We start from the raw sequence: 20,850 nt of genomic DNA, 5'->3' as shown, positions 1-20,850 counted from the left end.
TTGGGTAGCGGTAAGATAATTGACGGCATTCTGCAGTGGTACCAGCTGACCCTGGCCGCTTTCCATGATGGCGATGAACGCAAGGGCGGTTTCATAGGCAGTCGATCCATCAGCGCCGAAGCCGCCATCGGCATTCTGGTTGGCGAGGAGGTAGCTAGCTGCACTTGCCAGTTGTGCAGCAGCGAGGTAGACGCCTTTGAATTGGGCAAGGGTGGAGAGGACATGGGCTGTGACGTAAATGTTGCTTTGTTCACTCTGGACGAAGCCCCAGCCGCCGTCGGGGTTTTGGGTGGAGAGGAGATAGTTGATGCTTTTGAAGATGAGGGTCTGGTCGGTGGAGTTGGCAGATTTGAAGGCTTGGAGAGCGAGGGAGGTGTGGAAGTTGCTTGTTTCCTGATTCAGATACCCGCCCCAGCCAGAACCATTGTTTCTGTATGAAAGAAGAGTATTTTGGTCATTGGCGGCGTCGCCGCCAGAAATGGTGGTCAGCTTGATCCTAGGAGCAAGGTACGTGGTGCTGGTCGCATTTGCAGCCTGAAGCCATAGCAGACCGTTGGTAAAGGCTGCTGACGTGTCACCCAAGGTTGCAAATGACTCTAAAACAGAGGAGGTTGTATAGAAGTCAGTGGAAGACGGAGAATTTCTCCAACTGCCATCTACGCCCTGTACAGCCTTCAGCCACGCTACGCCATTCACTATTGCCGGGCTTTGGGCTTCCGCAGTCACTGTCCAAGGTAACAATATCAGCAGGAAATACCCGAATATCTTCTTCATCATGCGCCCTCTCCATGCATCTTTATTCCATTAAATACGTTCATTCCGCACATGTTACTGCTACCTGGACTTTAGCGAACCAGCAAGCTGTGGGGATTAAGGAAAAATATTCTGTCAAAGCCATGCTTTTCTGATCTATAGTTCCATACATAGGGTATCTGGGTGATTATGGCATAGTGTAGATGTGGTGTTTTACCGACCGCATTTCCGGTTGTGCCAACTGTTCCTACCTCTGATCCTTGCTGGACGAATTCTCCGACCCTAACTCTGATAGCTTTGAGGTGAGCATAGTAATGAATACGCCACTTGGCACCAAGTATTGAAACTACATTACCTCCGTTGCCATTTGATTCAGCAGAGACAACAAGCCCAGAGCAGGCTGAAATGACCGGTGTTCCTTCTTTGGCAAAAATATCAATACCCTTGTGAACACCGGATTTACCCCATGGGCTGAACCAGAAGGACTTTGGATTCCAATCATTTTTGGTTGCATCTTTGACTGGTACTACCAACTCTCCGGGGAACACACAACCAATGAAAATAATTGTTATTAGTAATATAGTGATTGTGACTAATTTTATAAGAGCAGATTTCATAATTAATTAGGGCACAACATTTATTTCAGTACTTATTATGGCCTTGCTTATTGCATCTACTTTTATAAATGACTGATCTTTTCTTAGAATTTCAATTGTCTCTGTTTCCATACCCGGTTTAGTGTCATATACTACTACCCAAGCCAGTCTGGAATTACCACTTAAACCAAGAACTTTTTGCCACAAGCTTTTATCTTGAACTATTTTGAGTTCAGCAGACTTTAGCTCAAATTTGTCTTTATTTTTGCTCCATTTTTCTTTGGGAAAAAAGTCAGCAAACCTTTCATATGCAGTTTTTATTGCTTCATCTTGACTAATTTTTACACCAGTGGGACAGGGTTTACCTTTAAGCCATTTATTAAAGCCATAAAATCTCCCATCTGTTGCCATTATGCTTACGTTTACATAATCATTTTCATAGGGTATCCCATTCAGTTTTCTTTTCCAATGTGCTGTCCATATAGCATTATCTTTATCAAGACGCAAATCTGAATACTCGACGTCCTGTGGTAGATCAATTTTTTGTGCAAGTGACTGCAAGATCTCCTTTGCCTTATGCTCAGAGAGAATTGGTGGCCATTTTATAATCTGCTTCTTATTATCAATTGTTTCGGTATATTTACCCAGAGTTTCATACAAAAGCCCATGATTTGCGAAATGTGCCACTTCACCGGATTCACAGTTAATAACTGTCACAATTTTTTTATTTATTTCATCATCCGTTAAAACCTTTGACTTTGGCCCAAAAGCGACCAATTTCCCTAAGCTTATGGGTTCTAAAACAGGCTCTGTAGTATAATCAACTCCCATCTTTGAGTAAAAATTCTTTGCCAATTTTATTGCTTCCTTATCAGTGATTTGACAATCAAAAATTCTAAAAACTATTACAACAATAACAACTAAAACAAACGCTGATAATATCAATAGAGATTTCATTGCTACTCCTATAATTGGGTTGCGTAATTAGAGATAATGATCTTAGGGTTATTGGGGAAGAGATCAAATTCCTTGGGGATATATAGACCAAATGCAATAGAAAAAGCGGAGTCAAAAGCGGTCATGCCATTAGTCATATTTTTCCACCATGTATATCCAAAATATGAAGATTGTATATAATCGATCGAGTTATTCCAACCCAACACTAATTCGTTCCTCGGCCCAAAGGCATTAGAAAAACTACCTTTTAAAGAGCTTTTACAGGAGTTCAAAAAGGCTATTCGCGCATTAGCTCGGATATCAGAGGCATAAACAAATTCAGGTTTACCATTACTGTCATATCCAGGAGCTAAAGCATCTCCACTGGTTCCACTACCCCCATGGCCGCTATAATAAATGATCATGTTATCTTGCTTGTTTATAAGATCAAGCAGCTCTGCCTTTGAAAAGGCGTAGGCAAATCTCGGTATATACCCTGCTCCCAGCAACATAAACATGACAGCCGATACTGAGAACTCGTCTAATGCAAACCCACCCCAATTCTCGAGGCTGCTATTGAATGCAATATCATTGGCTGGTTGGCCTACTGCCAATGCAGCATATTGCCGCGCTAAGAGCCCTAATGCTGAATGAGCTGGCAGCATTGTGTTCCTCCCCCCGCAAGCCCCCTCGAAATCATGTAAGCCCCTTCACCGGTTTCTGGTTTCCTAACCATATAGCCAGTTCCTGTCCATTCGTTGCGCGTTATGTAGCTGCTGGGTATGATTACCTCTTTGCCAGTAGCGACCAAATTCCTGATGTTGTCCTTCACCTGTTGCCCTTGGTCCAACAACGGCAGGACTGTGTCTATATTTGCACTCGTGATGGTATAGATAGACAGGCCAGCCTCGTTTGCCAGTTGCAGAAGCTTTACGGTGGAAACAGAATCAATACCGGAGAAGCTTTCCCAGATGGCGTGCTCAAAGTATGAGGTATTGAGCCCATTGATCTTAGTAAATGCCTTTTCCTGCTCTTTATCACCGGTAATGGAGAACGGAGACTGGATGTATCTTGGTATGTCGATGGTAAGACCTGAAATAATGGGGGGTGATACAGTAATCCCAAAAAATTCGCTGTACTTCGCTGATACGAATACGAATCCGGCATTTACTGCTCTGGTGTTATAGATGTGCATGACCCCTTCAAGCAGCCTCGATCCATTATTGGTGTGAGTGAAGTATTGCAGCCCTACGTTGTGCAATACCTTGCCGACCTGGTCATCTCCGCTGTTGATGGATTCGTAAAATGTGCCGGCCAGGTTTTCTGAATTATCGAGGCCGCCCAGAGCTTGTTTATCTGCCACATTCAGGGCTGAGAGCGCAATGTTGTAGTAGATACCTGCTGCCATCTCTGTCTCTATGGAATCACCGAAACTGCCAGGTGTGGTGAACTGGACGTTTAATTTCAATGACTCCCCCATGCCTACCGATGGCCCTTCCAGGACAATAGTGTTATCCACCTTGACTAGTGCCTTGACTTTTACAAGATAGGCCGGTGTCTTCAGTAACCCACCATAATTTGTCACGACAGCATTGTCCTGATCGGTTGCGGGGGCATAGGATGCGGTAATCTGTTTGCCTGCAAGTTTGCAGACATCTTTGGTTACGGCAGTAGATTCGCCTGTTGCCGGATCGTGCAGCCCTATGGTGATCTTGTGCCGCAGGGATGGCTCAATGCTGGTGAATTTATTGCCGGTAACGACGGTTTTGTATGGCAGCGTGCCGAGCAAGACCCCAAATTCATGCTCTTTGATCCTCTTCAGGTAGAACATTTTATGCATGCCGCCTTGATAGTTGGCGGTATGGTAGTCCTCCAGCGAGAACAGGTAGGCAAGAGATGGTGGCAACTTGCTCTGTGTCTGCAGATAGTCGGCTTCATCGAATTTCACAATCTTCGACACATCCAGGGAGGTATTCAGTTCGTGCTCTTTAAAGCTCGGATCAATTGGTGTCCAGGCATTGCCGGGGCCATTCTTTGCTCCGAATGATGGATACATGTTGACGAAGGCTTCTACCCAAACATGTTCCAGGCGGAGGGATGTAATTTTGCCACCGCCTGCACCCGCCTTTACCGGTATCCCGCCGGAAGCCAGTATATCCCCTGCTGTATTTGGGTCTTTGACTCCAAGCCAGGACATTGCACGCTCTATCGGCAACTCAATAGTGCCATAGCATATTTGGCAGGTATATTCGCCGCTCGTAGCAGTGCAATAAGAAGGCTCGCTTGGTCGTAATCATTACCCGATTTTTCCAGAAACGTCTGCTGAGTACCTTTCAGAGAGCCATAATACGCCTCGAACTTGAAATTATTCCGCACCCACTCATAGATCTTCACCGGATTATTCCCCAGCTCCAGCGCCTTGGCCCTGATCTCCGGGGTCAACTGCACCTCGATGGTCTCTGCAAGATCATCCGGTGTCAACAACCCAGCCGTTGTGCCAGTGGAAGCCAGCAGAACCCGCTTCTGCTTCTTCCAGGCATGCTTGTCCTTCTTCAGGTCCTTCTCGAACTCTTCCTTTTTCATGCGCGGTTCGCGCTTGATAACCTTGGGCTGGCGATGGGGGAGATTGTTGGGGTCGAGCTTTTGGTGGCGGGATGGTGCTTTAGTCCTTTCTAAATGCTGGCGGGCCTTTTCCATGCCCACTTCGGCTTCGGGCTCGTCCTTTGCCTTTTCTATGCGGTCGATGTTGCCTTTCAGCTCGGCCAGGTTGTCGTCGTAGTGCTTGACGAACTTGCGGTGCCGCTCCAGGATCTCGGGGGGAAGCTTAGCATCTTTCAGCTTCTTTTCCGTCTCGGCAAACTGTTGCCGCACTTCCATATCGAGGGAGTCGATCTCCGCTTTCTTGCTCCGCAGGCGCCCTTTCTTGGTCTGCAGATCTTCCTTCTTATCGCTAAGGATCTCTTCGACTTCTTCGGTTGCCTTGGCAAAGCGCTCCTCTGAGCCCTCCGGCTTTTTCTCGACCTTATGTGCCTTGGCCTTTTTCGCTCGATCTGGGCGGCATTGGCAATGCTGAACAGGCCTCCCGATGTCCAGGTAAAAAAGCAGAGAACTACTGCGGATATCTGACGTGCGTATTTGCGGAACATCTTTCCCCTCCATGAAAACATTCAATACATTAAAAGCAAATTGGACGCGGAAACGGCGGAAACTGCGGATCAAGGCGGATCAAGTCTAAAACCACAGCCGGAGCCTTTGTTTTTGGGTTTAAATCCGCCTCTTCCGCCTCGCCTAGAGGCGCCTACTTTTGGTGATCCGCGTCCCATTCAAAAGCCTTTAAAATCTTTTTCAGACGCGGAAACTGCAACCAACGTGGGAATCTGGCTTAAAATCCTCAAAACCTGAATTGGACGCGGAAACTGCGGATCGAGGCGGATTAAGCATAAAGTCAAACGCCTTAAGTCTTTGACCTGGGGTTTAAATCCGCCTCTTCCGCCGTGATCCGCGTCCCATAAAGATTTTTGACTTTAATCCTGCAGTCCGCTCTTCACCAAAAGTGCACAAAATTTCATCAGTGCCACCAAAAGTGTAAAGAAATTTTACAGTGTAAAAAATTTTTACAGTCTATATCCTTGTTTTTAAAGGGTAATCAGGACTATAGAAAACTGATGAAAGGAATACAACTTAATTAAGAATATAATTCTCCAATTATTTTTAATTTAAAATTATGGGTGATCGATAAGGAAGGGACTACACCACGGAAATGCTGGCCACTATATGAGGGTAGGTCAACCACACAGGCTGTATTTTTCGGTTTGATTTCTGCCAACTATTCATGCCGGCGCGAGCGATTCCTCCAACGGAGAGATCTGCAGGAGGTTTTCTGTCTGCTGCAGGCTGACGATATTCCCTACTATGGCCAATAGTTCGGAAAAGCGTATCGGCTTGCGCACCACCTGTGTAATACCGGTCTCCTCGGCCAGGGCACACACCTCTGGTGTCACGGCACCGGTGCACAGGACGATAGGGAGGTCCGGCATAAGTTTCCGTGCTTTCCCGGCCAGTTCCAGGCCATCCATCCCCGGCATCTGCAGATCGGTCAGCAGCACTGCAAAAGGCCTCTGCTGAATCATCTGCAGGGCGTCCTCGCCGTTCTCGGCGCACTGAATGACGATCCCCCGTTGCATGAAACACTCCCTCAGAAGGGCAAGAAACAGAATATCGTCGTCAACAAACAGTATTCCACTATCTTTCATGTTTTCTCCATCTCTGTCAGCCGCAAGGGTCGGCAATGCCGTATCGCAGCACCAGATCGTGTTCGGTAGGATCGTGGGGCAAGAGCAGAACTCCTTGGAGAAGGCCATGCTCCCGCAGGGTTTCGCACATTTCGGCGATCTTTTTGCGGGACAGGTGGGTGCCGGCTGCTTTCCGAAGGGATCTGCCGTTGATGGTCCCTCTTCCGTTTTTGCCACTGTTTGCCAACAGCAGGAGATAGACGCGTAATTCCTCGGGCTCCAGACGCTGGAAGGTTGAACTTTCAACGCTTCTCAATATCCGGAACTTGTCCACGCCTGCCTCCTTTGTTTTTTTTAAATAAATAGGCTAAATATTCTTTCTTGTCAATACTAAATACGACTATGTGTCACATTTATAGGTAATGCAATTGACATCATGTGGAAATAACGTTATACAAGGTGGCGATTTGTTGAAGAAAACCAGGGAGCGGGAGCTAAGGTTGAAGCTAAAGATCGGTAGCAGGCTGAAAAGATTGCGGATGGAAAAGAACCTTACCCAGAAAGAGTTGGCGGTGATGGTCAGCGGCGGCCTGGATTATACCTACATCGGCAAGATTGAGCGGGGAGAGCAGCTGCCGTCGTTGAAGATACTGCTTAAGATCAGCGATGCCCTCTCTGTCCCGGTAGCCACCTTTTTCCAGGACGAATTGTTTGCTGCAGCCAGCGATATAGCCTCTTCGGAGTTGCGTTACCTGATCAGCGAGGAAACGGGGCGCCAACTGGTAGAGGCATTGAAGCTTGTAGACAAAGAGGATTTCCCCCTGTTAATCGAGATCATTCAGGTGCTGGGCAGGCACAGGAAGACGACAAAAAGTGATCAGGAGGAAGAAACTGAACAGGAACCGGCGGCCTGCCTTTTGGCGGCTGAAACAATGACCAGCTACAGAAAGTAAACCGATTCCTCTGCACAATAACAAAGAGGCCGCATCCCCTGTGGATGCGGCCTCTCTCGTTTTTAGAGGTTCGAAAAAAGATCGACGAAAAATGACCTCTACAACCCACCGCCGTCCACCTGCCCGGAAAGAACAACGGAACTCTGCTGATCGCGGTAGAGAAGCACATTGACCCGGTCCCGGTCACGGCCGAACTCGAAGTTGAGCCTGTGCTCATAGGCCATCCGGGCCACCGGTTCCAGTTGCCCCACATCCCGAAGCCTGAAGAGAATCCGGTTACCCTTGCCGAGATAGTCGAGAAAACTCTCCGATACCTGGAATTCAATGGGTCCACGTTCCGCTGTGAAATCAGCCACACCCGGTTCCGCACCGCTCAGGGAAAATTCCGTCAGAATGAAGCGCCGGGGGAGAAGTCCAACCGTGTCCGTGGAGCTGGCATCCAGTTCGGTCGGCTGCCCCTGCGACTCCAGCGGCGCAACCGAGATCACCATGCCTGCCGCCACGGTGGCGTTGGTGAACCGGTCGATGAGGATGAAGCTGCCGGTCTCCCGGTTGTGCAGATAGGGATCGAAGGCAGCGGGCCGATCCAGTTCCAGACGGACCACGCCGATGCCATTCAGCCCCAGTGTCGGCACCTGTTTCTGTTCCAGGGAGTTGACATCCACCGCAAACTGCACGCGGGTAACCCGGCTGGGAGTTACGGCGCTGGCGGTCTTCATCAGGTAGACCTTTCCCGGCTGCAGGGGTTCGTCGTGCATCCAGACCAGGTGGGCCTCCGGGTGCCGGGAAAGGCGGGGCGGCGCATCGGTCGCTGACAGCATGTCACCCCGGCTGATATCGATCTCGTCAGCAAGGGTCAGGGTTACAGCCTGGCCGGCCACGGCTTGCGGAAGGTCGCCGTTCATGGTTACGATCCGGGCCACGTGCTCGTGCGGCCGTTTGAAGCGACCTTGACTTCATCCCCCGGGCGAACGGTGCCTGCGGCGATGGTGCCACAGAACCCGCGGAAATCCAGATGGGGGCGGTTGACCCACTGGACCGGCAGCCGGAACGGCTGTTCCTGGGTGTCATCCTCGACCCGCACGGTCTCCAGATAATTCATCAGCGTCGGACCGTCATACCACTGGGTGTTGGCGCTCTTTTCGATGATATTGTCGCCGTTAAGGGCCGAGATGGGAATGGCGGTAATGGAGGCGAAGCCGAGGGGTGCGGCGAACTCCTGGTAATCTCGTATGATCGACTCGTACCGCTCCCGGTCGAAGTCGATGAGGTCCATCTTGTTGATGGCCAGCATCACGTGACGAATGCCCACCAGGGAGACCAGGTAGCTGTGGCGCCGGGTCTGGGTCAGGAGCCCCTTGCGGGCGTCCACCAGTATCACGGCCACCTGGGCCGTGGAGGCGCCGGTAACCATGTTGCGGGTATACTGCTCGTGACCGGGAGTGTCGGCAACAATGAACTTGCGCCGATCGGTGGAGAAGAAGCGGTAAGCCACGTCGATGGTGATTCCCTGCTCCCGCTCCGCCTGCAGGCCGTCCAGGAGCAGCGCATAGTCGATGGCGCCCCCCTGGGTGCCGACTTTCTTACTATCCACCTCCAGCGCCGCCAACTGGTCCTCGAAGACCATCTTGGAATCCCACAAGAGCCGCCCGATAAGGGTGCTCTTGCCGTCGTCCACGCTGCCGCAAGTGATGAAGCGCAGGAGCGACTTCTCTTCCTGACTCTTGAGATAAGCGAGAATATCTTTTTCGATCAATTCCGATTGATGTGCCATAACCCTTCCACCTAAGAAACGTCGATTTTTTGTCCTGGCAAGGCTGTCGAGGCGGAGGGCGGAGACGTAGCAGCGCTACGTCGCACAACCGAAGCCGAAGACTTACGCAGCCAGGGCGGAAAAGCGGCGTTTCTTCCTAGAAATAGCCTTCTTGTTTTTTCTTCTCCATTGACCGCCTGGTCATGGTCGATCAGGCGCCCCTGGCGCTCGGATGTGCGGGTGAGGAGCATCTCCTGGATGATCTGCGGCAGCGTATCGGCGGTTGATTCCACCGCCCCGGTAAGCGGGTAGCATCCAAGGGTGCGGAACCGGACTGACCTGTACTGCACCTTCTCGTCCGGTTTCAGCTCCAGGCGCTCGTCGTCCACCATGATGAGCATGCCGTCCCGCTCCACCACCGGCCGGACCGCGGCATAATAGAGGGGCACAATGGGAATGTTCTCCAGGTGGATGTACTGCCAGACGTCCAGCTCGGTCCAGTTGGACAGCGGGAAGACCCGGATGCTCTCCCCCGGCTTGATCCTGGTGTTGTAGAGGTTCCACAACTCCGGGCGCTGGTTCTTCGGATCCCAGCGGTGGTTGGCAGAGCGGAAGGAGAAGATCCGTTCCTTGGCCCGGGATTTTTCCTCATCCCGGCGAGCTCCGCCGAAGGCAGCGTCGAACTTGTACTTGTCAAGAGCCTGCTTCAGCCCCTCGGTCTTCATCACGTCGGTGTAGAGCGCCGAGCCGTGGGTGAAGGGGGAGATGCCATTTTTTACCCCCTCTTCATTCACATGAACGATCAGGTCGAGACCGCATTCGGCAGCCATCCGGTCTCTGAACTGGATCATCTCGCGGAATTTCCAGGTAGTATCCACGTGCAGGAGCGGAAAGGGGGGCGGCGCCGGATAAAAGGCCTTGCGTGCCAGGTGCAGCATGACCGCCGAGTCCTTGCCGATGGAGTAGAGCATCACCGGGTTGGCAAATTCAGCCACCACTCGCGAATGATGTGGATTGACTCGGCCTCCAATTGCTGCAGGTGGGTAAGGTTGTGGATCATTTCTATCTCCAGGTGACACTATGTTCTAAACCAATCGGATGCGGATTTTGCGTCAGAGCAAGGCTGTCGAGGGACCGCGCGGAGGCGTAGCAGCGCTACGCCGCACAAGGGGTGCCGAAGACTACGCAGCTCTGGCGGAAAAGCCACATCGTCATCATCTCCGATGCAGCCCACATTCCTTATGCTCTGGATTCTCCCACCACCACCTGCCCGCCCTCGCATGCTCTCCCGGCGCCACCGGCCTGGTACAGGGGGCGCAGCCGATGGATGGATAGCCCTTGCTGTGGAGACGGTTGGTGGGGATGCGCCGAAATTTGGCGTAGGACCAGACCTGCTCTTCCGTCCATTCCAGGAGTGGGTTTACCTTGATGATGCCGCCGTTGGTGTCATCCACCTCGATCGGGGCAAGACCGGTGCGGGTCATGCTCTGTTCCCGGCGAAGGCCGGTGATCCAGCCATCAAGCCCTTTCAGAGCTCTGCCCAATGGCTCCACCTTGCGGATATGACAGCACTCGTGGCGGTTTTCCAGGGATTCCCGGAAGGAGAAGGTCCCTTTTTCCCGCAACAGCTGCTCAACCGCTTCATGGCGGGGATAATACCAGTCTATCTTGATCCGGTAGCGATCAGTGAGGGCATCGGCAACCTCGTAGGTCTCTTCGTGGAGACGTCCCGTATCCAGGGCGAAAACGCGCAGGGGCAAGGATAGGGCCTGGGCCATGTCGATGATGACCACATCCTCAACGGAAAAGGAGCAGGCCAGGGCAATATTACCCCCGGTGGCCTCGAAACCGGCCTTGAGAATCTCCTCCGGAGTGGCGTCTGCCGATATTTCAGGGATATGTTTCACGTGACATCCTTGCAGGGGCGCCGCTTGCTGCCCCACTATTGTTGGTTCCATCAGGCGCGGCAAGCAGCGCCCCTACAATGGTTATATCCTGAAGCCGATCAGCGGCCAGACCAGCCAAGCCGAAGCGAGAAACAGCAGCCACGATATGGCCATGATCAGCATTCCCGGCAGGATCATCTCCCTGCTCTTAAGGAAGCCTGAAGAAAAAACGATGGCGTTAGCCGGGGTCCCCATGGGCAGACAATAGGCAAGGCCAGCGGGAAGGGCCACTGCCAGGGTCATCACCCGCGGATCCATTCCCATGGATTTGGACAGACTGATGCCGATGGGCAGGAGGATGGCGATCACCGCCGCATTGCTGATACATTCGGTAAGCAGCAGTGAGATCAGCGACATGACGGTGATGACCAGAAAGGGAGAGTCATTAAGACCTGCCAGGCTTGGCCGGCCAGCCATTGTGCAGCGCCGGTCTTTTCCAGGCTGAAGCAATGGCAATGGCCCCGCCGTACATGAGGATCACGCCCCAGTTCACATACTCCTCGATGCTCTGCCATGACACCACCCGACAGGCAAAAAGAGCGACCACCGCCAGGGTGGCAATGCTTGCAAGCCCCAGCTGTTTACCGAGAAATACCCAGGCCAGAATGGTGACGACCGTCACCAAAGCGACAATTATCTCGTCATAACTCATTCGACCCACTTCCAATCGCTTTCGGTTGAGAAACCTGAGCCCTTCGTCCACACTGTCAATGTCCTGGGGAAATAGCCAGAGCAGCAGGAGATAGCCAATCACCAGCAGCGGAAGGACAATCATGATGGCTGCCATGGTCCATTCGAAGAAGGAGAAATCGAGGCCGGTACTCTCCCGAAGCATCCCTACCGCCAACGGCGCCCGGCTCCGCCAAGAAAGGTGGCGATGCCGCCGATGACACAGCCCCAGCCGATGCTCATGAAAAGCAGTTTGCCGTAGCTGTTCTTTTCGCTCTGCAGCCCCAGACTGCCGCTTATTTCCACCACGATGGGGAACATCATGGCGGCCACCGCATGTTCGCTCATACAGAAGGAGAGAAAGGCGCTGAGAAGGTAGACGGTCAGGCCCAGCTTTTTTGGGGTGCTGCCGAAGCGGACCAGCATTGCCCGTGCCAGGCGGGACGAAAGACCTGTGCCGCTCATGGCGGCGGCCATGATGAAGGCCCCTAGAATGAAGAAGACTGCCTCGTTGCCGAACAAGGCATAGGTCTTTTTCGCTTCCATGATGCCGAGCAGCGGTATCATTGCCATGGCCAGCAGAGAGGTCACCGCCAGGGGCAGCAAACTTGAAACCCAAAGGAAGATGGTGGCGCCGAAAAGGATCATGGCGTGGTAGCTTCCACTGAAAGCCCCTGAGGAGGCTTCAGCTGAAACAGCACCGTGCAGAGGATGATCAGTCCGGCAAAGACCTGGTAGTGCATGGTGCGGTCGGCCAAAATCAGCCACATGGGGCGGCGGTCGATCTTTAGAGGCTTTTCAATCTGCTCCATTACAGCCCCGCCGATTCGAATGACTGTTCAATCTGTCGCACCCTGAGACTGCGGCGTAAATCAGAGGCCGCCAGCAACTTCTGCTCATATACCTTGTCAAAGAGCCCCTTTAGCACCCCTTTTGATTTGAGCGGAGCAAGAGGAGTCGTAACATCGATCAATGGCTGGAGGGGCTTGATCGTTGCCTTCCGGCTGCGCCAGCTTCCTGCCAGTTGTTCGAACAGATTGCCGATCTCTGAAGCAGGTCTGCCTGCAGGCGGCGCCGCCAGCTCCACCAATGGTAAAATACCGGCGGCAAGCAAATGGTCTATGCCTGCCCGGGTGGATGATGCCGGCTCTTCACCGGCGTCCAGCGTGGAAACCACCGACCAGCGGGGAAAGACTGTAAGCGCATTTGATAAAGATATCAGGAGCGCCTCACGGTTAAGCGCCCGCTCACGGGCTATGTCCGGATCAAATACACCCAGTGGTATGTCGATGATATCGATCCCTGCCGCGTAAGCCCTTTCCATCAGGGGCAAGGAAGGGGGAAACCGGAATCGTCCGAGCAGGTGAGCGCTGAAATTTTTTTTTAACCAGTCTGGCCAGATCCTCTCCGCAATGGAAGTCACTCACGTTGCGAAAGGAAATGCAGAACAGCTCCGCCGGAGACTGGCAGTGACTGTCGAAAAGTGCTTCCAGGCTCGACTTTGCAGGCAGCTCCCCGTCGATGAAGAATACGTTCCCCTCGCGTCGCAGCGCGCCAGCCATGAAGGTGGTCTTCGGCTGGGTGATCATATCTCGCAGTTTTTGCTGGTCCACTGTCATTTATAGCCTATAAGCAGAAGCTGGGGGCTTGTCAGCCCTGATTATTCCCCGACCTTTTCCAGGGTCAGGACGTAATGGCTCTCCACCTGCTTCAGCCCCAGAAGTTTATGCCCTTCCCCCTTCAGGCTGCGGGGGACATTTTTGACCGGTTCGCCGTCATCCAGAAGGAACTCCACCGTTTCCCCCTCGTCCAGCATTTCCAGCGCCAGCTTGGCCTTGACAAAATTGGTCGGGCAGGAGACGCCACGTAAATCAACTGTTTGCATATATTTCTCCCTTACTTCGAACCTGGAACTATTATTTCCCCACCTGAGTTTCTATCACCTGCGGGGCGATGGTTTTTTCGGCAACAAAGTCAGGAAACCTGGCCCTCAGGCGAGTTAAAAGCGAATCAGCCCCTTCCCTGATAATGATGTCGCCAATCCTGATGCGGCCGGCGCCATCGGCCTTCTCCTTGTACCAGGCCAGGACCTCGCCGATAAAATCCACCACCCGGTCTTCAGGGAGGAAGGTGGCGAAAAGTGTACCCACTAACGGATGCCGACCCCATTTGCCGCCAATCCGCACCGTATAGCCTTTTTTTGCTACCTTCCAAGCTTCGGTTGGACAGACCTTGACGCAATCGCCACAGTAGATGCAGGCATCAGCGTTGAATTCAGGTTTGCCGTCCGCTCCCATGGCAATGGCCCCCTCCGTGCAGGACTTGGCGCAGAGGCCGCAGCTGATGCACTCGTCAGCGTGCAGCTCAGGCCAGATCGCACCCTGGAAACCCACATCGTTGGTTGCCGATTTAGGGCAGTCAAAGGGGCAGCCGGCAAAGCCGACCTTGAATTTATGGTGGCCGGTGGGAGTACCGAAGAGCTTCTCGTCTACTTCGAGGGCGGAACGTTGGGTGTCCACCAGACCATTGGGGTTGTATTCGCAGCCGCCGCAAGCAGTAGGCACCCTTACCCGGGCACCGCAGGAGGCGACCTTCTGCTCGCCTTCACCCAGCTCGGCAACAACGGCATCAAAGTCCCTGAAATTGATATTGATCAGTTCGATGGATTGCCGCACGGAAAGGTGGACAAATTCCCCACCGAATTTTTCGGCCACTTGGGCTATTTTCTTCAGTCGGGGGACGGTCATTCTCCCGCCGGGAACCCTCAGCCTGACGGTGAAGAGGTCCTTGCCCCTCTCCTTGATAAAGCCCCCTGCCTTGAGGTTGCCCAGATTGATGCTGGTCTTGCCGCTGTCGTTTGCCATATTTATCCACTCCATTGCTCAAGTTCAGGTAAAAGCATCCTACAGGATTATCAGTAAAACAGTCAAGATAAAATACAAAGAGATACTACACCAACACAGTAAAGAAAGCTTCAGATTATCTCAATAGGTTCTGGCATGACAGTTCCGCCGCTGATACTGAAGGAATTGACTGCCGGCTTTTCCTGTTCAGCCAATGAGGCAATGACATAGGAAACATTCGGGGTCAGTGCCAGGCGGATATCCTCCTCCGACGGGCGAGCCGGCGTCTCGGGATGGGAGTGGTAAATGGCCAGCATCTCCAACCCATTGGCGCGCAGCTCCTTGATGACGGCAAACTGCTCCTTGGGGTCCATCATGAAGTGTTCATTGCTCTGATCGGTATTGGTCATCCGGTAGATAACGGAAACCGTCCCTGCAGTGCCACCGAGGATGCCGCATACTTCAAGGGGAAATCCCGCCCTGGCATGGGCGATGATATCGTCATGGATTACTTTGGGGATTTTAAGCATGAATGACCTTTCAAAAACATTATCGGCAGATTTCACGTATCAATTCAGCAATATTGCGCAGGTGCGGAAGCTGCTCATTTTTCCAGGTCGCACACATTCAGTGCGTCCAGTTCGTCCACCACCTGGGTAATGGTGGGGTTGTCACCGCAGATGGGACATTTGCCGTTCTTCTTGATGGGCACCTCGCGGAATCTCATCCGCAGAGCGCTGTAGGTAAGAAGCGCCCGGTCAAAAGCTCTCCCTTGCCCAGCAGGAACTTGATTGCCTCGGTAGCCTGAATGGTGCCGATCACCCCCGGCAGCACCCCGATAACCCCCGCCGTGGAACAGGTGGGAATGGCGTCTTTGGGTGGCGGCGTGGGAAAGATGCAACGGTAGCAGGCCGACTTACCCGGCTCGATAGTGATGGTCTGGCCGTCGAACTGGAGAATGCCGCCGTGGGAATAGGGCTTACCGGCCAGCACACAGGCATCATTGATAAGAAACTTGGCAGCAAAGTTGTCGGTGCCGTCGATGACGAAATCATAGTCCTTGATGATGTCGGTGATATTGGCGGCGCTGATCCATTCCTCGTAAGTGTTGACCGTGAGTTCGGGATTGATGGCCTGCATCTTTTCCTTGGCGGATAGCACCTTGGCGATCCCCACATCCTTGGTCTGGTGTATCACCTGGCGCTGCAGGTTGGAAAGATCTACCACATCGGCATCGGCAATGCCGATGGTGCCGACCCCGGCCGCCGCCAGGTAGAGGGCAATGGGGGAGCCGAGCCCACCGGCGCCGATGATCATCACCTTGCCGTCAAACAATTTTTTCTGCCCCTTGCCGCCAACTTCCTTGAGGATGATGTGGCGGGAATAGCGGGCTATCTGGTCTTCTGTCAGCATTAAAGGTTCCCTCCACCCATGAAATAGAGGAATTCCACCGTGTCGCCGTCCTTGACCACGGTCTGGCCGAAATTGTCACGCTCCAGGATGTCGCCATTCAGCTCCACCGTCACGTAGTCGGGCTGTTCCACCTTCAGTTCCACCAACAGAGCATTGACGTCCAGATTATCCTTGCCCGCTATTGTTGCCGCTTTACCGTTTACCGTCAGATTCATCTCTCATCTCCTTCTTTACAATTGGTCCAAGGATAACCGAAAATCCTCGATAATGTCATTTATGTTTTCAATGCCCGTCGACACCCGTACCATCTCTTCACCCACCCCCATCAGCCCCTTTTCCTCTGGACCGAAGTCGGCACAGATGGTGCTCGCGGGATGGATGACCAGTGTCTTTGCGTCGCCTATATTGGCCAGATTCCGCGCCAGCCTGACCCCGTTGATAAAACTGAAAGCAGCCGCCTTGTCGGCCAGACCGAAGGTCAGAACTCCACCGAATCTGTCCCCATATAACTTTTTCGCCACTTGGTGGTAAGGGTTGTCGGCAAGGCCCGGATAATTCACCCAGACGACCTTTGGCTGCCCCTGGAGGAATTGGGCCAGCTTCAGGGCGTTGCTGCAGTGACGCTCCATGCGCAAGGCCAGTGTCTCAATTCCCTCCGTTAAGAGGAATGAGTTCATGGGAGCAGCACAGGCGCCGAAATCCTTATGGATTAACTTTCTTACCCTGGCAGTAAAGGCAAAGCCGCGATATTTTTTGAAGAACGGCTCAAAGTGTGGAAATTTCCCACTCTGCCAGTTGAACCGGCCGACATCGATAATGGCGCCACCGATGGCACTGCCGGTGCCGTTGATGAACTTGCTCGTCGAATGAACAACGATATCCGCTCCCAGATCTTTTCCCGTGGCCAGGTAGGGAGTAGTCACCGTTGCATCCACCATGAGCGGGATACCTGCTTCCCTGGCAAGTTGGGCAACTGCTGGAATATCGGGCACATCCATTTTCGGATTGCCGATCGTTTCCAGAAAAACGAGGCGGGTTTTGTCGTTTATACCCGTTTTTACTGCCTCCAAATCAGTGGGATCGACAAAGCGGGTGGTGATGCCGTAGGCAGACAGGGTATCGCGGAACAGGGAAAAAGTGCCGCCAAAGAGTGATGAGGAGGAAAGGATCTCATCTCCTGCCCGGACAATGGCCATGACCGCTGTGGTGATGGCAGCCATGCCCGAAGCCGTGGCGACTGCCGATTGCCCCCCTTCCAGGACCGCCAGTCGCTTCTCCAGACCTTCCGTCGTCGGATTGCCGACCCGGGTATATACCTGGCCGACCTTACGGCCGCGGAAGATATCCTCCAGGTCCTCAGCCGTGGCATGGGCAAAGGAAGAGGACTGAACGATAGGCACGGTGGTTGCCCCGGCCGGTCCCGGCTCCAGACCTCCATGGATCAGCAATGTTTCAAATCCGTATGTTCTGGCCTTGTCTGTCATACTCTCCCCTTACAAAAAAAAGCCCCTTTGGGTTAGCAGGGGCTTCGTGCGAGAATTTCGCCAAGCACCCACCTCATCTTCGCCGGTTACTTATCGGCAGGAATTAGCACCCGTTGCAATAAAAAAGCACAGGTTGCTGTGGTTTCGCAGGCCTTTCCCTCCACCACTCTCGATAAAGAAGGTTGAAATTTTGATATGACTCTATGGTACTTTAACTAAATTGTAAAGTTAATTTTTGCATATTACTGCACTTTTTTAGTATTAAATATAAATAGCTTTTTACACCTATTTAGTCAACATTAATTCAGCCATTAAAAAAGGCGACCCCTAAGAGATCGCCTTTTATAACTGCAACTGGATTTAATTCTAGACCGTCTGCGTTACCAAGGGCAGCAGTGCCTGCTTCATTTTTTTCAGGGCTCCTTCCTCGATCTGCCTTACCCTTTCCCGGGAGATGGAAAAATGATCGGCAATCTCCTGGAGCGTCAGGGGACTCTCGGCAGAAACCCTCTGTTCGATGACATAGCGCTCCTTCTCATTGAGGCAGGTCAAGGCAGAGGCAACCTGTTTCTCCAGAAGAGCGTTCTCCTGTGCTTCAGCCAGAAGTTCCTCCTGATTACGCCGCTCGTCGGGGAGGCTCTCCAGCATGGTCAGCCCTTCCCCGGTAATCACCTGGGCGTCGAGAAAAAAATCTCCCCGCATCCGCTGGTCCATTTCCGCCACTTCCGTTTCCTTCACATCGAGGGCTTCGGCTGTCGCCTGAAAATCTTCGCCGCCACCGGTCATGTTCCTGATGGCACTTTTAGCCTGGTTCAGCTTAAAGAACAGCTTCCTTTGCGCTTGGGTGGTGCCGATCTTCAAGAGGCTCCAGGCAGAGATGATGTGATTCTGGATATAAGCGCGGATCCACCAGACGGCATAGGAAATGAGACGAAAGCCCTTGTGCGGATTGAACTTGCGCACCGCCATCATCAGCCACATTGCCTTCCTGGATCAGGTCCAGCATCTTCATACCATAGGCGCGATATTCGCCGGCAATCTTCACCACAAAGCGGAGGTTTGAGGTGATCAGCTTGTGCGCCGCTTCCAGGTCCTTCTTTTCATAGAACCTGACTGCGCATTCATGCTCCTCCTCGGGAGAAAGGACCGGAAAACGCTTGATTTCAGCAAGGTAGAGGCTCAGATTATCGACTACGACAGGCATTGAATAGTTCATTTGAATCCTCCTGAATACAGGGCCAGCATCTTTAGCACTCTTCAGAATCGAGTGCTAATAATTTAACAACAGCCGGAAGAAAAATCAATAGGCAAAAGTTTTAAAAGAAGTACGCAGCAAGCATTACAGGTGGGCAAATGGTTCTAAAAACCTTGCCGGACAATAACATATATGATACATGATTAGGACATTAATAACGACGCATGGCGCGGTAAACCGGAGGTTCAAGCAGATGGAAATCAAGAAGGTTTCTCTTCCCGAGGAGAAAAGAAAGACAAAGATAGCAGATGAGTCGCAGCTCGGTTTCGGCAAGATTTTTACCGACCGCATGCTGATGGTGGAATGGAAAAGCGGCAAGGGCTGTCGATGCCCGGATTGAACCCTATGCCCCTTTTGTCCTCGACCCGTCTTGCCTGGTGTTTCATTATGCGCAGGAGATTTTCGAAGGATTGAAGGCCTACCGCTGGTCCGACGGCAGCATCGCCCTGTTCCGGCCGGAAATGAATGCCCGGCGTTTCAATGTCTCTGCTGACCGACTCTGCATGCCCCAGATCCCGGAAGAGCTCTTCCTGCAGGGGATCAAGGAACTGGTACAGCTGGAAAAGGACTGGGTGCCTTCCGCCGAGGGGACATCCCTCTACATCAGGCCGGCCATGATCGCCGTAGAACCGGTGCTTGGCGTCCATCCTTCCGATCACTACTATTTCTTTGTCATTCTCTCGCCGGTGGGCGCCTATTATGCCTCAGGCTTCAACCCCATAAAACTGCTTGTGGAAGACCGCTATGTCCGGGCAACGCCGGGTGGAACCGGTGAGGCAAAGACCGGCGGCAACTATGCCAGCTCTCTGAAAGCGGGACTGGAAGCAAAGAAAAAGGGCTACGAACCAGGTGCTGTGGCTGGACGGCGTTAACAAGCGCTATATCGAGGAAGTTGGCGCCATGAACATGCTCTTCGCCTATGAAGACCGTATCGTCACCGCCCCGCTGGACGGCTCAATCCTCCACGGCATCACCCGCGACTCGGTGCTCACCCTGGCTAAATCACTGGGGATCAAAATTGAAGAGCGCAAGATCGACGTGGTGGAACTGATGAACGACATTCGTTCCGGCAAGGTTAAGGAAGCCTTCGGCAGCGGCACGGCAGCGGTGGTTACCCCCGTTGGCGCCATATGTTACAGAGATGAATGCCTGACTATCGATGACGGCAAGGTGGGCAAACTGACGCAGAAGCTGTACGACACCCTGTCCGGCATCCAGACGGGTAAAATTGCTGACAGCTTCGGCTGGATCCAGAAGATTTAACAGGTTGCATTAAGCAGTAGTATTATCCAATCCCGCGGCCCGAGAGGGCCACGGGGATTTCCCTGCAGGTGGGACCATGAAAGAACACCCCGAAGCGAATACCCTCTGCCTTTCCTGCCGCCGCACGTGCAAACAGCCGGCAGCCGTACTCATTGCCGCCTGTCCCCGCTATTATGCCGGTCCCAAGATCAAGCGCTGCACCTGGAAACAGCTTGAACTGACCCTTGAGCCGAAGTGAAGATTCTCCCGCCGCCAATCGACAAAATAAAATGCACCGGTTGTGGTCGCTGTGTTTCAGCCTGTCCCCACCACCTCATAACACTGGAGGTCGAAGGATACAGAAAACACGCCGTGCGACACCATCAAAACCGATGCAGATCCTGCCAAGCCTGTGCCGTCTGTCCGGTAAGCGCCATTTCACCTTGTCGGGGAGAAATGAACCGGGCAGCCACCGCAGAATTTTCAGAAATGTTCCCAGGCCCCTTTCCTGTAATTTTTCGCCTTAGGCACCGGAGTTACAACAGCCTTCGCCACCACCACCGGTTTTTCTTCGGCCTTCGCTTCTTCACTCTTCAAATCCGGCTGCCGGTAGGCGGCCATCTCCGTATTTATGCCCTCAGAGCGAAGCTCGTTCATTGCCGCCGCGCCGATAATTCTCAATTCACTGCAACCATTCAGACAACCTATCGCCACAGCCAGGAAAATTAAGCGTTTCATGGTGCACCTCCAGAAGTTTTTCCTCTTACCTTGCCTT

Annotated in this window: 23 protein-coding genes, 6 pseudogenes and 1 riboswitch; of the genes and pseudogenes, 4 read left to right on the top strand and 25 right to left on the bottom strand. The window is 52.7% G+C overall.

The features are described 5' to 3' along the window. From JCM15764_RS02210 to JCM15764_RS02175, 8 genes are all read right to left on the bottom strand, one after another. A partial coding sequence (locus tag JCM15764_RS02210) for a prenyltransferase/squalene oxidase repeat-containing protein (RefSeq protein WP_243688177.1) occupies positions 1–777 on the bottom strand: 777 nt, incomplete at its 3' end. Positions 778–845: 68 nt separating this feature from the next. Further along, positions 846–1,370: a M23 family metallopeptidase gene (locus JCM15764_RS02205; protein WP_054692101.1), complete on the bottom strand. Its 525-nt coding sequence runs from the start codon at positions 1,368–1,370 to the stop codon at positions 846–848. A gap of 6 nt (positions 1,371–1,376) precedes the next feature. Beyond that, positions 1,377–2,306, bottom strand: a complete 930-nt coding sequence (locus JCM15764_RS02200; RefSeq protein ID WP_054692098.1) for a hypothetical protein — start codon at positions 2,304–2,306, stop codon at positions 1,377–1,379. Between the two features lie 8 nt (positions 2,307–2,314). Then, positions 2,315–2,950 (bottom strand): hypothetical protein, encoded by a 636-nt coding sequence (locus JCM15764_RS02195; RefSeq protein WP_054692095.1) that lies wholly within the window; start codon positions 2,948–2,950, stop codon positions 2,315–2,317. After that, on the bottom strand, positions 2,926–4,482 hold the full coding sequence (locus tag JCM15764_RS02190; RefSeq protein ID WP_054692092.1) for a hypothetical protein: 1,557 nt from the start codon (positions 4,480–4,482) through the stop codon (positions 2,926–2,928). The genes JCM15764_RS02195 and JCM15764_RS02190 overlap by 25 nt, the downstream gene beginning before the upstream one ends. A gap of 8 nt (positions 4,483–4,490) precedes the next feature. Continuing rightward, a complete protein-coding gene (locus tag JCM15764_RS02185; RefSeq protein WP_243688176.1) occupies positions 4,491–5,444 on the bottom strand; it encodes a transglutaminase domain-containing protein in 954 nt (317 codons plus the stop codon). A gap of 671 nt (positions 5,445–6,115) precedes the next feature. Beyond that, positions 6,116–6,538 (bottom strand): response regulator, encoded by a 423-nt coding sequence (locus JCM15764_RS02180; RefSeq protein WP_054692085.1) that lies wholly within the window; start codon positions 6,536–6,538, stop codon positions 6,116–6,118. A gap of 16 nt (positions 6,539–6,554) precedes the next feature. Then, positions 6,555–6,851, bottom strand: coding sequence for a hypothetical protein (locus JCM15764_RS02175; protein ID WP_054692082.1), 297 nt, complete (start codon positions 6,849–6,851; stop codon positions 6,555–6,557). A 136-nt stretch (positions 6,852–6,987) separates the two neighbouring features. Between JCM15764_RS02175 and JCM15764_RS02170 the strand changes: the two genes are divergently transcribed. Next, positions 6,988–7,470, top strand: coding sequence for a helix-turn-helix domain-containing protein (locus JCM15764_RS02170; RefSeq protein WP_243688175.1), 483 nt, complete (start codon positions 6,988–6,990; stop codon positions 7,468–7,470). Positions 7,471–7,568: 98 nt separating this feature from the next. Here the strand turns inward: JCM15764_RS02170 and cysN are convergent. The 16 genes and pseudogenes from cysN to rpoH all read right to left on the bottom strand — a co-directional run bounded on the left by cysN (position 7,569) and on the right by rpoH (position 18,794). Then, positions 7,569–9,244: pseudogene (gene cysN, locus JCM15764_RS27685) on the bottom strand (sulfate adenylyltransferase subunit CysN). Between the two features lie 136 nt (positions 9,245–9,380). Continuing rightward, positions 9,381–10,283 (bottom strand): annotated as a pseudogene (gene cysD, locus JCM15764_RS02160) (sulfate adenylyltransferase subunit CysD). Positions 10,284–10,437: 154 nt separating this feature from the next. After that, positions 10,438–11,130 (bottom strand): phosphoadenylyl-sulfate reductase, encoded by a 693-nt coding sequence (locus JCM15764_RS02155; protein WP_243688174.1) that lies wholly within the window; start codon positions 11,128–11,130, stop codon positions 10,438–10,440. 81 nt (positions 11,131–11,211) lie between these two features. Then, positions 11,212–11,586, bottom strand: a complete 375-nt coding sequence (locus JCM15764_RS25885; RefSeq protein WP_279384215.1) for an anion permease — start codon at positions 11,584–11,586, stop codon at positions 11,212–11,214. Continuing rightward, positions 11,555–12,004: an SLC13 family permease gene (locus tag JCM15764_RS25880; RefSeq protein ID WP_279384214.1), complete on the bottom strand. Its 450-nt coding sequence runs from the start codon at positions 12,002–12,004 to the stop codon at positions 11,555–11,557. Before JCM15764_RS25880 ends, JCM15764_RS25885 begins: the two co-directional genes overlap by 32 nt. Before the next feature lie 2 nt (positions 12,005–12,006). Then, positions 12,007–12,486 carry an SLC13 family permease gene (locus JCM15764_RS25875; RefSeq protein ID WP_279384213.1) on the bottom strand — a complete coding sequence of 160 codons (480 nt, stop codon included), beginning with the start codon at positions 12,484–12,486 and terminating at the stop codon, positions 12,007–12,009. Next, the gene (locus tag JCM15764_RS21265) at positions 12,483–12,650 is read right to left on the bottom strand and encodes a hypothetical protein (RefSeq protein ID WP_243688173.1); all 168 of its coding nucleotides are present in this window, start codon (positions 12,648–12,650) and stop codon (positions 12,483–12,485) included. Before JCM15764_RS21265 ends, JCM15764_RS25875 begins: the two co-directional genes overlap by 4 nt. Beyond that, entirely contained in the window at positions 12,650–13,162 is a 513-nt protein-coding gene (locus JCM15764_RS21260) for a hypothetical protein (RefSeq protein WP_243688172.1), read from the bottom strand. Before JCM15764_RS21260 ends, JCM15764_RS21265 begins: the two co-directional genes overlap by 1 nt. After that, positions 13,104–13,451 carry a hypothetical protein gene (locus JCM15764_RS21255; RefSeq protein WP_243688171.1) on the bottom strand — a complete coding sequence of 116 codons (348 nt, stop codon included), beginning with the start codon at positions 13,449–13,451 and terminating at the stop codon, positions 13,104–13,106. The genes JCM15764_RS21260 and JCM15764_RS21255 overlap by 59 nt, the downstream gene beginning before the upstream one ends. A 47-nt stretch (positions 13,452–13,498) precedes the next feature. Further along, positions 13,499–13,723, bottom strand: a complete 225-nt coding sequence (locus JCM15764_RS02140) for a sulfurtransferase TusA family protein (RefSeq protein WP_012645892.1) — start codon at positions 13,721–13,723, stop codon at positions 13,499–13,501. Between the two features lie 31 nt (positions 13,724–13,754). Beyond that, positions 13,755–14,702, bottom strand: coding sequence for a ferredoxin-like domain-containing protein (locus tag JCM15764_RS02135; protein WP_054692079.1), 948 nt, complete (start codon positions 14,700–14,702; stop codon positions 13,755–13,757). Positions 14,703–14,812: 110 nt separating this feature from the next. Then, positions 14,813–15,211, bottom strand: coding sequence for a M67 family metallopeptidase (locus JCM15764_RS02130; RefSeq protein ID WP_054692133.1), 399 nt, complete (start codon positions 15,209–15,211; stop codon positions 14,813–14,815). A gap of 74 nt (positions 15,212–15,285) precedes the next feature. Further along, a pseudogene (locus JCM15764_RS02125) lies at positions 15,286–16,094 on the bottom strand (HesA/MoeB/ThiF family protein). Further along, the gene (thiS, locus tag JCM15764_RS02120) at positions 16,094–16,309 is read right to left on the bottom strand and encodes a sulfur carrier protein ThiS (RefSeq protein ID WP_054692076.1); all 216 of its coding nucleotides are present in this window, start codon (positions 16,307–16,309) and stop codon (positions 16,094–16,096) included. The pseudogene JCM15764_RS02125 and the gene thiS overlap by 1 nt, the downstream one beginning before the upstream one ends. Before the next feature lie 15 nt (positions 16,310–16,324). Next, positions 16,325–17,578: an O-acetylhomoserine aminocarboxypropyltransferase/cysteine synthase family protein gene (locus tag JCM15764_RS02115; RefSeq protein ID WP_054692073.1), complete on the bottom strand. Its 1,254-nt coding sequence runs from the start codon at positions 17,576–17,578 to the stop codon at positions 16,325–16,327. Between the two features lie 70 nt (positions 17,579–17,648). Continuing rightward, positions 17,649–17,757, bottom strand: a riboswitch (SAM riboswitch). Between the two features lie 187 nt (positions 17,758–17,944). Beyond that, positions 17,945–18,794 (bottom strand): annotated as a pseudogene (rpoH, locus tag JCM15764_RS02110) (RNA polymerase sigma factor RpoH). 232 nt (positions 18,795–19,026) lie between these two features. On the opposite strand from rpoH, the pseudogene JCM15764_RS27680 reads away from it, so the two are divergent. The 3 genes and pseudogenes from JCM15764_RS27680 to JCM15764_RS21245 form a co-directional block, all read left to right on the top strand. Next, positions 19,027–20,096 (top strand): annotated as a pseudogene (locus tag JCM15764_RS27680) (branched-chain amino acid aminotransferase). Between the two features lie 76 nt (positions 20,097–20,172). Next, entirely contained in the window at positions 20,173–20,334 is a 162-nt protein-coding gene (locus JCM15764_RS21250; protein ID WP_243688170.1) for a hypothetical protein, read from the top strand. Next, positions 20,331–20,501 (top strand): annotated as a pseudogene (locus JCM15764_RS21245) (4Fe-4S dicluster domain-containing protein); the annotation flags it as partial. The gene JCM15764_RS21250 and the pseudogene JCM15764_RS21245, both read left to right, overlap by 4 nt. Positions 20,502–20,558: 57 nt before the next feature. On the opposite strand, the gene JCM15764_RS02100 reads toward JCM15764_RS21245, so the two are convergent. Beyond that, entirely contained in the window at positions 20,559–20,813 is a 255-nt protein-coding gene (locus JCM15764_RS02100) for a hypothetical protein (RefSeq protein ID WP_054692069.1), read from the bottom strand. Positions 20,814–20,850 lie beyond the last annotated feature (37 nt).

Origin of the sequence: Geotalea toluenoxydans JCM 15764, assembly GCF_001311985.1 — a bacterium.
Taxonomy (GTDB): Bacteria; Desulfobacterota; Desulfuromonadia; order Geobacterales; family Geobacteraceae; genus Geotalea; species Geotalea toluenoxydans.
The sequence above is the reverse complement of the archived record's forward strand: the minus strand, read 5'-3'. Positions and strand labels throughout refer to the sequence as shown.

Coding starts and splice junctions, on each gene's coding strand:
- JCM15764_RS02205 (WP_054692101.1), bottom strand. CDS start 1,370: ATGAAATCTGCTCTTATAAAATTAGTCACAATCACTATATTACTAATA.
- JCM15764_RS02200 (WP_054692098.1), bottom strand. CDS start 2,306: ATGAAATCTCTATTGATATTATCAGCGTTTGTTTTAGTTGTTATTGTT.
- JCM15764_RS02195 (WP_054692095.1), bottom strand. CDS start 2,950: ATGCTGCCAGCTCATTCAGCATTAGGGCTCTTAGCGCGGCAATATGCT.
- JCM15764_RS02190 (WP_054692092.1), bottom strand. CDS start 4,482: ATGTCCTGGCTTGGAGTCAAAGACCCAAATACAGCAGGGGATATACTG.
- JCM15764_RS02185 (WP_243688176.1), bottom strand. CDS start 5,444: ATGGAGGGGAAAGATGTTCCGCAAATACGCACGTCAGATATCCGCAGT.
- JCM15764_RS02180 (WP_054692085.1), bottom strand. CDS start 6,538: ATGAAAGATAGTGGAATACTGTTTGTTGACGACGATATTCTGTTTCTT.
- JCM15764_RS25885 (WP_279384215.1), bottom strand. CDS start 11,586: ATGGCTGGCCGGCCAAGCCTGGCAGGTCTTAATGACTCTCCCTTTCTG.
- JCM15764_RS25880 (WP_279384214.1), bottom strand. CDS start 12,004: ATGCTTCGGGAGAGTACCGGCCTCGATTTCTCCTTCTTCGAATGGACC.
- JCM15764_RS25875 (WP_279384213.1), bottom strand. CDS start 12,486: ATGATCCTTTTCGGCGCCACCATCTTCCTTTGGGTTTCAAGTTTGCTG.
- JCM15764_RS21265 (WP_243688173.1), bottom strand. CDS start 12,650: ATGGAGCAGATTGAAAAGCCTCTAAAGATCGACCGCCGCCCCATGTGG.
- JCM15764_RS21260 (WP_243688172.1), bottom strand. CDS start 13,162: ATGGAAAGGGCTTACGCGGCAGGGATCGATATCATCGACATACCACTG.
- JCM15764_RS02140 (WP_012645892.1), bottom strand. CDS start 13,723: ATGCAAACAGTTGATTTACGTGGCGTCTCCTGCCCGACCAATTTTGTC.
- JCM15764_RS02135 (WP_054692079.1), bottom strand. CDS start 14,702: ATGGCAAACGACAGCGGCAAGACCAGCATCAATCTGGGCAACCTCAAG.
- JCM15764_RS02130 (WP_054692133.1), bottom strand. CDS start 15,211: ATGCTTAAAATCCCCAAAGTAATCCATGACGATATCATCGCCCATGCC.
- thiS (WP_054692076.1), bottom strand. CDS start 16,309: ATGAATCTGACGGTAAACGGTAAAGCGGCAACAATAGCGGGCAAGGAT.
- JCM15764_RS02115 (WP_054692073.1), bottom strand. CDS start 17,578: ATGACAGACAAGGCCAGAACATACGGATTTGAAACATTGCTGATCCAT.
- JCM15764_RS21250 (WP_243688170.1), top strand. CDS start 20,173: ATGAAAGAACACCCCGAAGCGAATACCCTCTGCCTTTCCTGCCGCCGC.
- JCM15764_RS02100 (WP_054692069.1), bottom strand. CDS start 20,813: ATGAAACGCTTAATTTTCCTGGCTGTGGCGATAGGTTGTCTGAATGGT.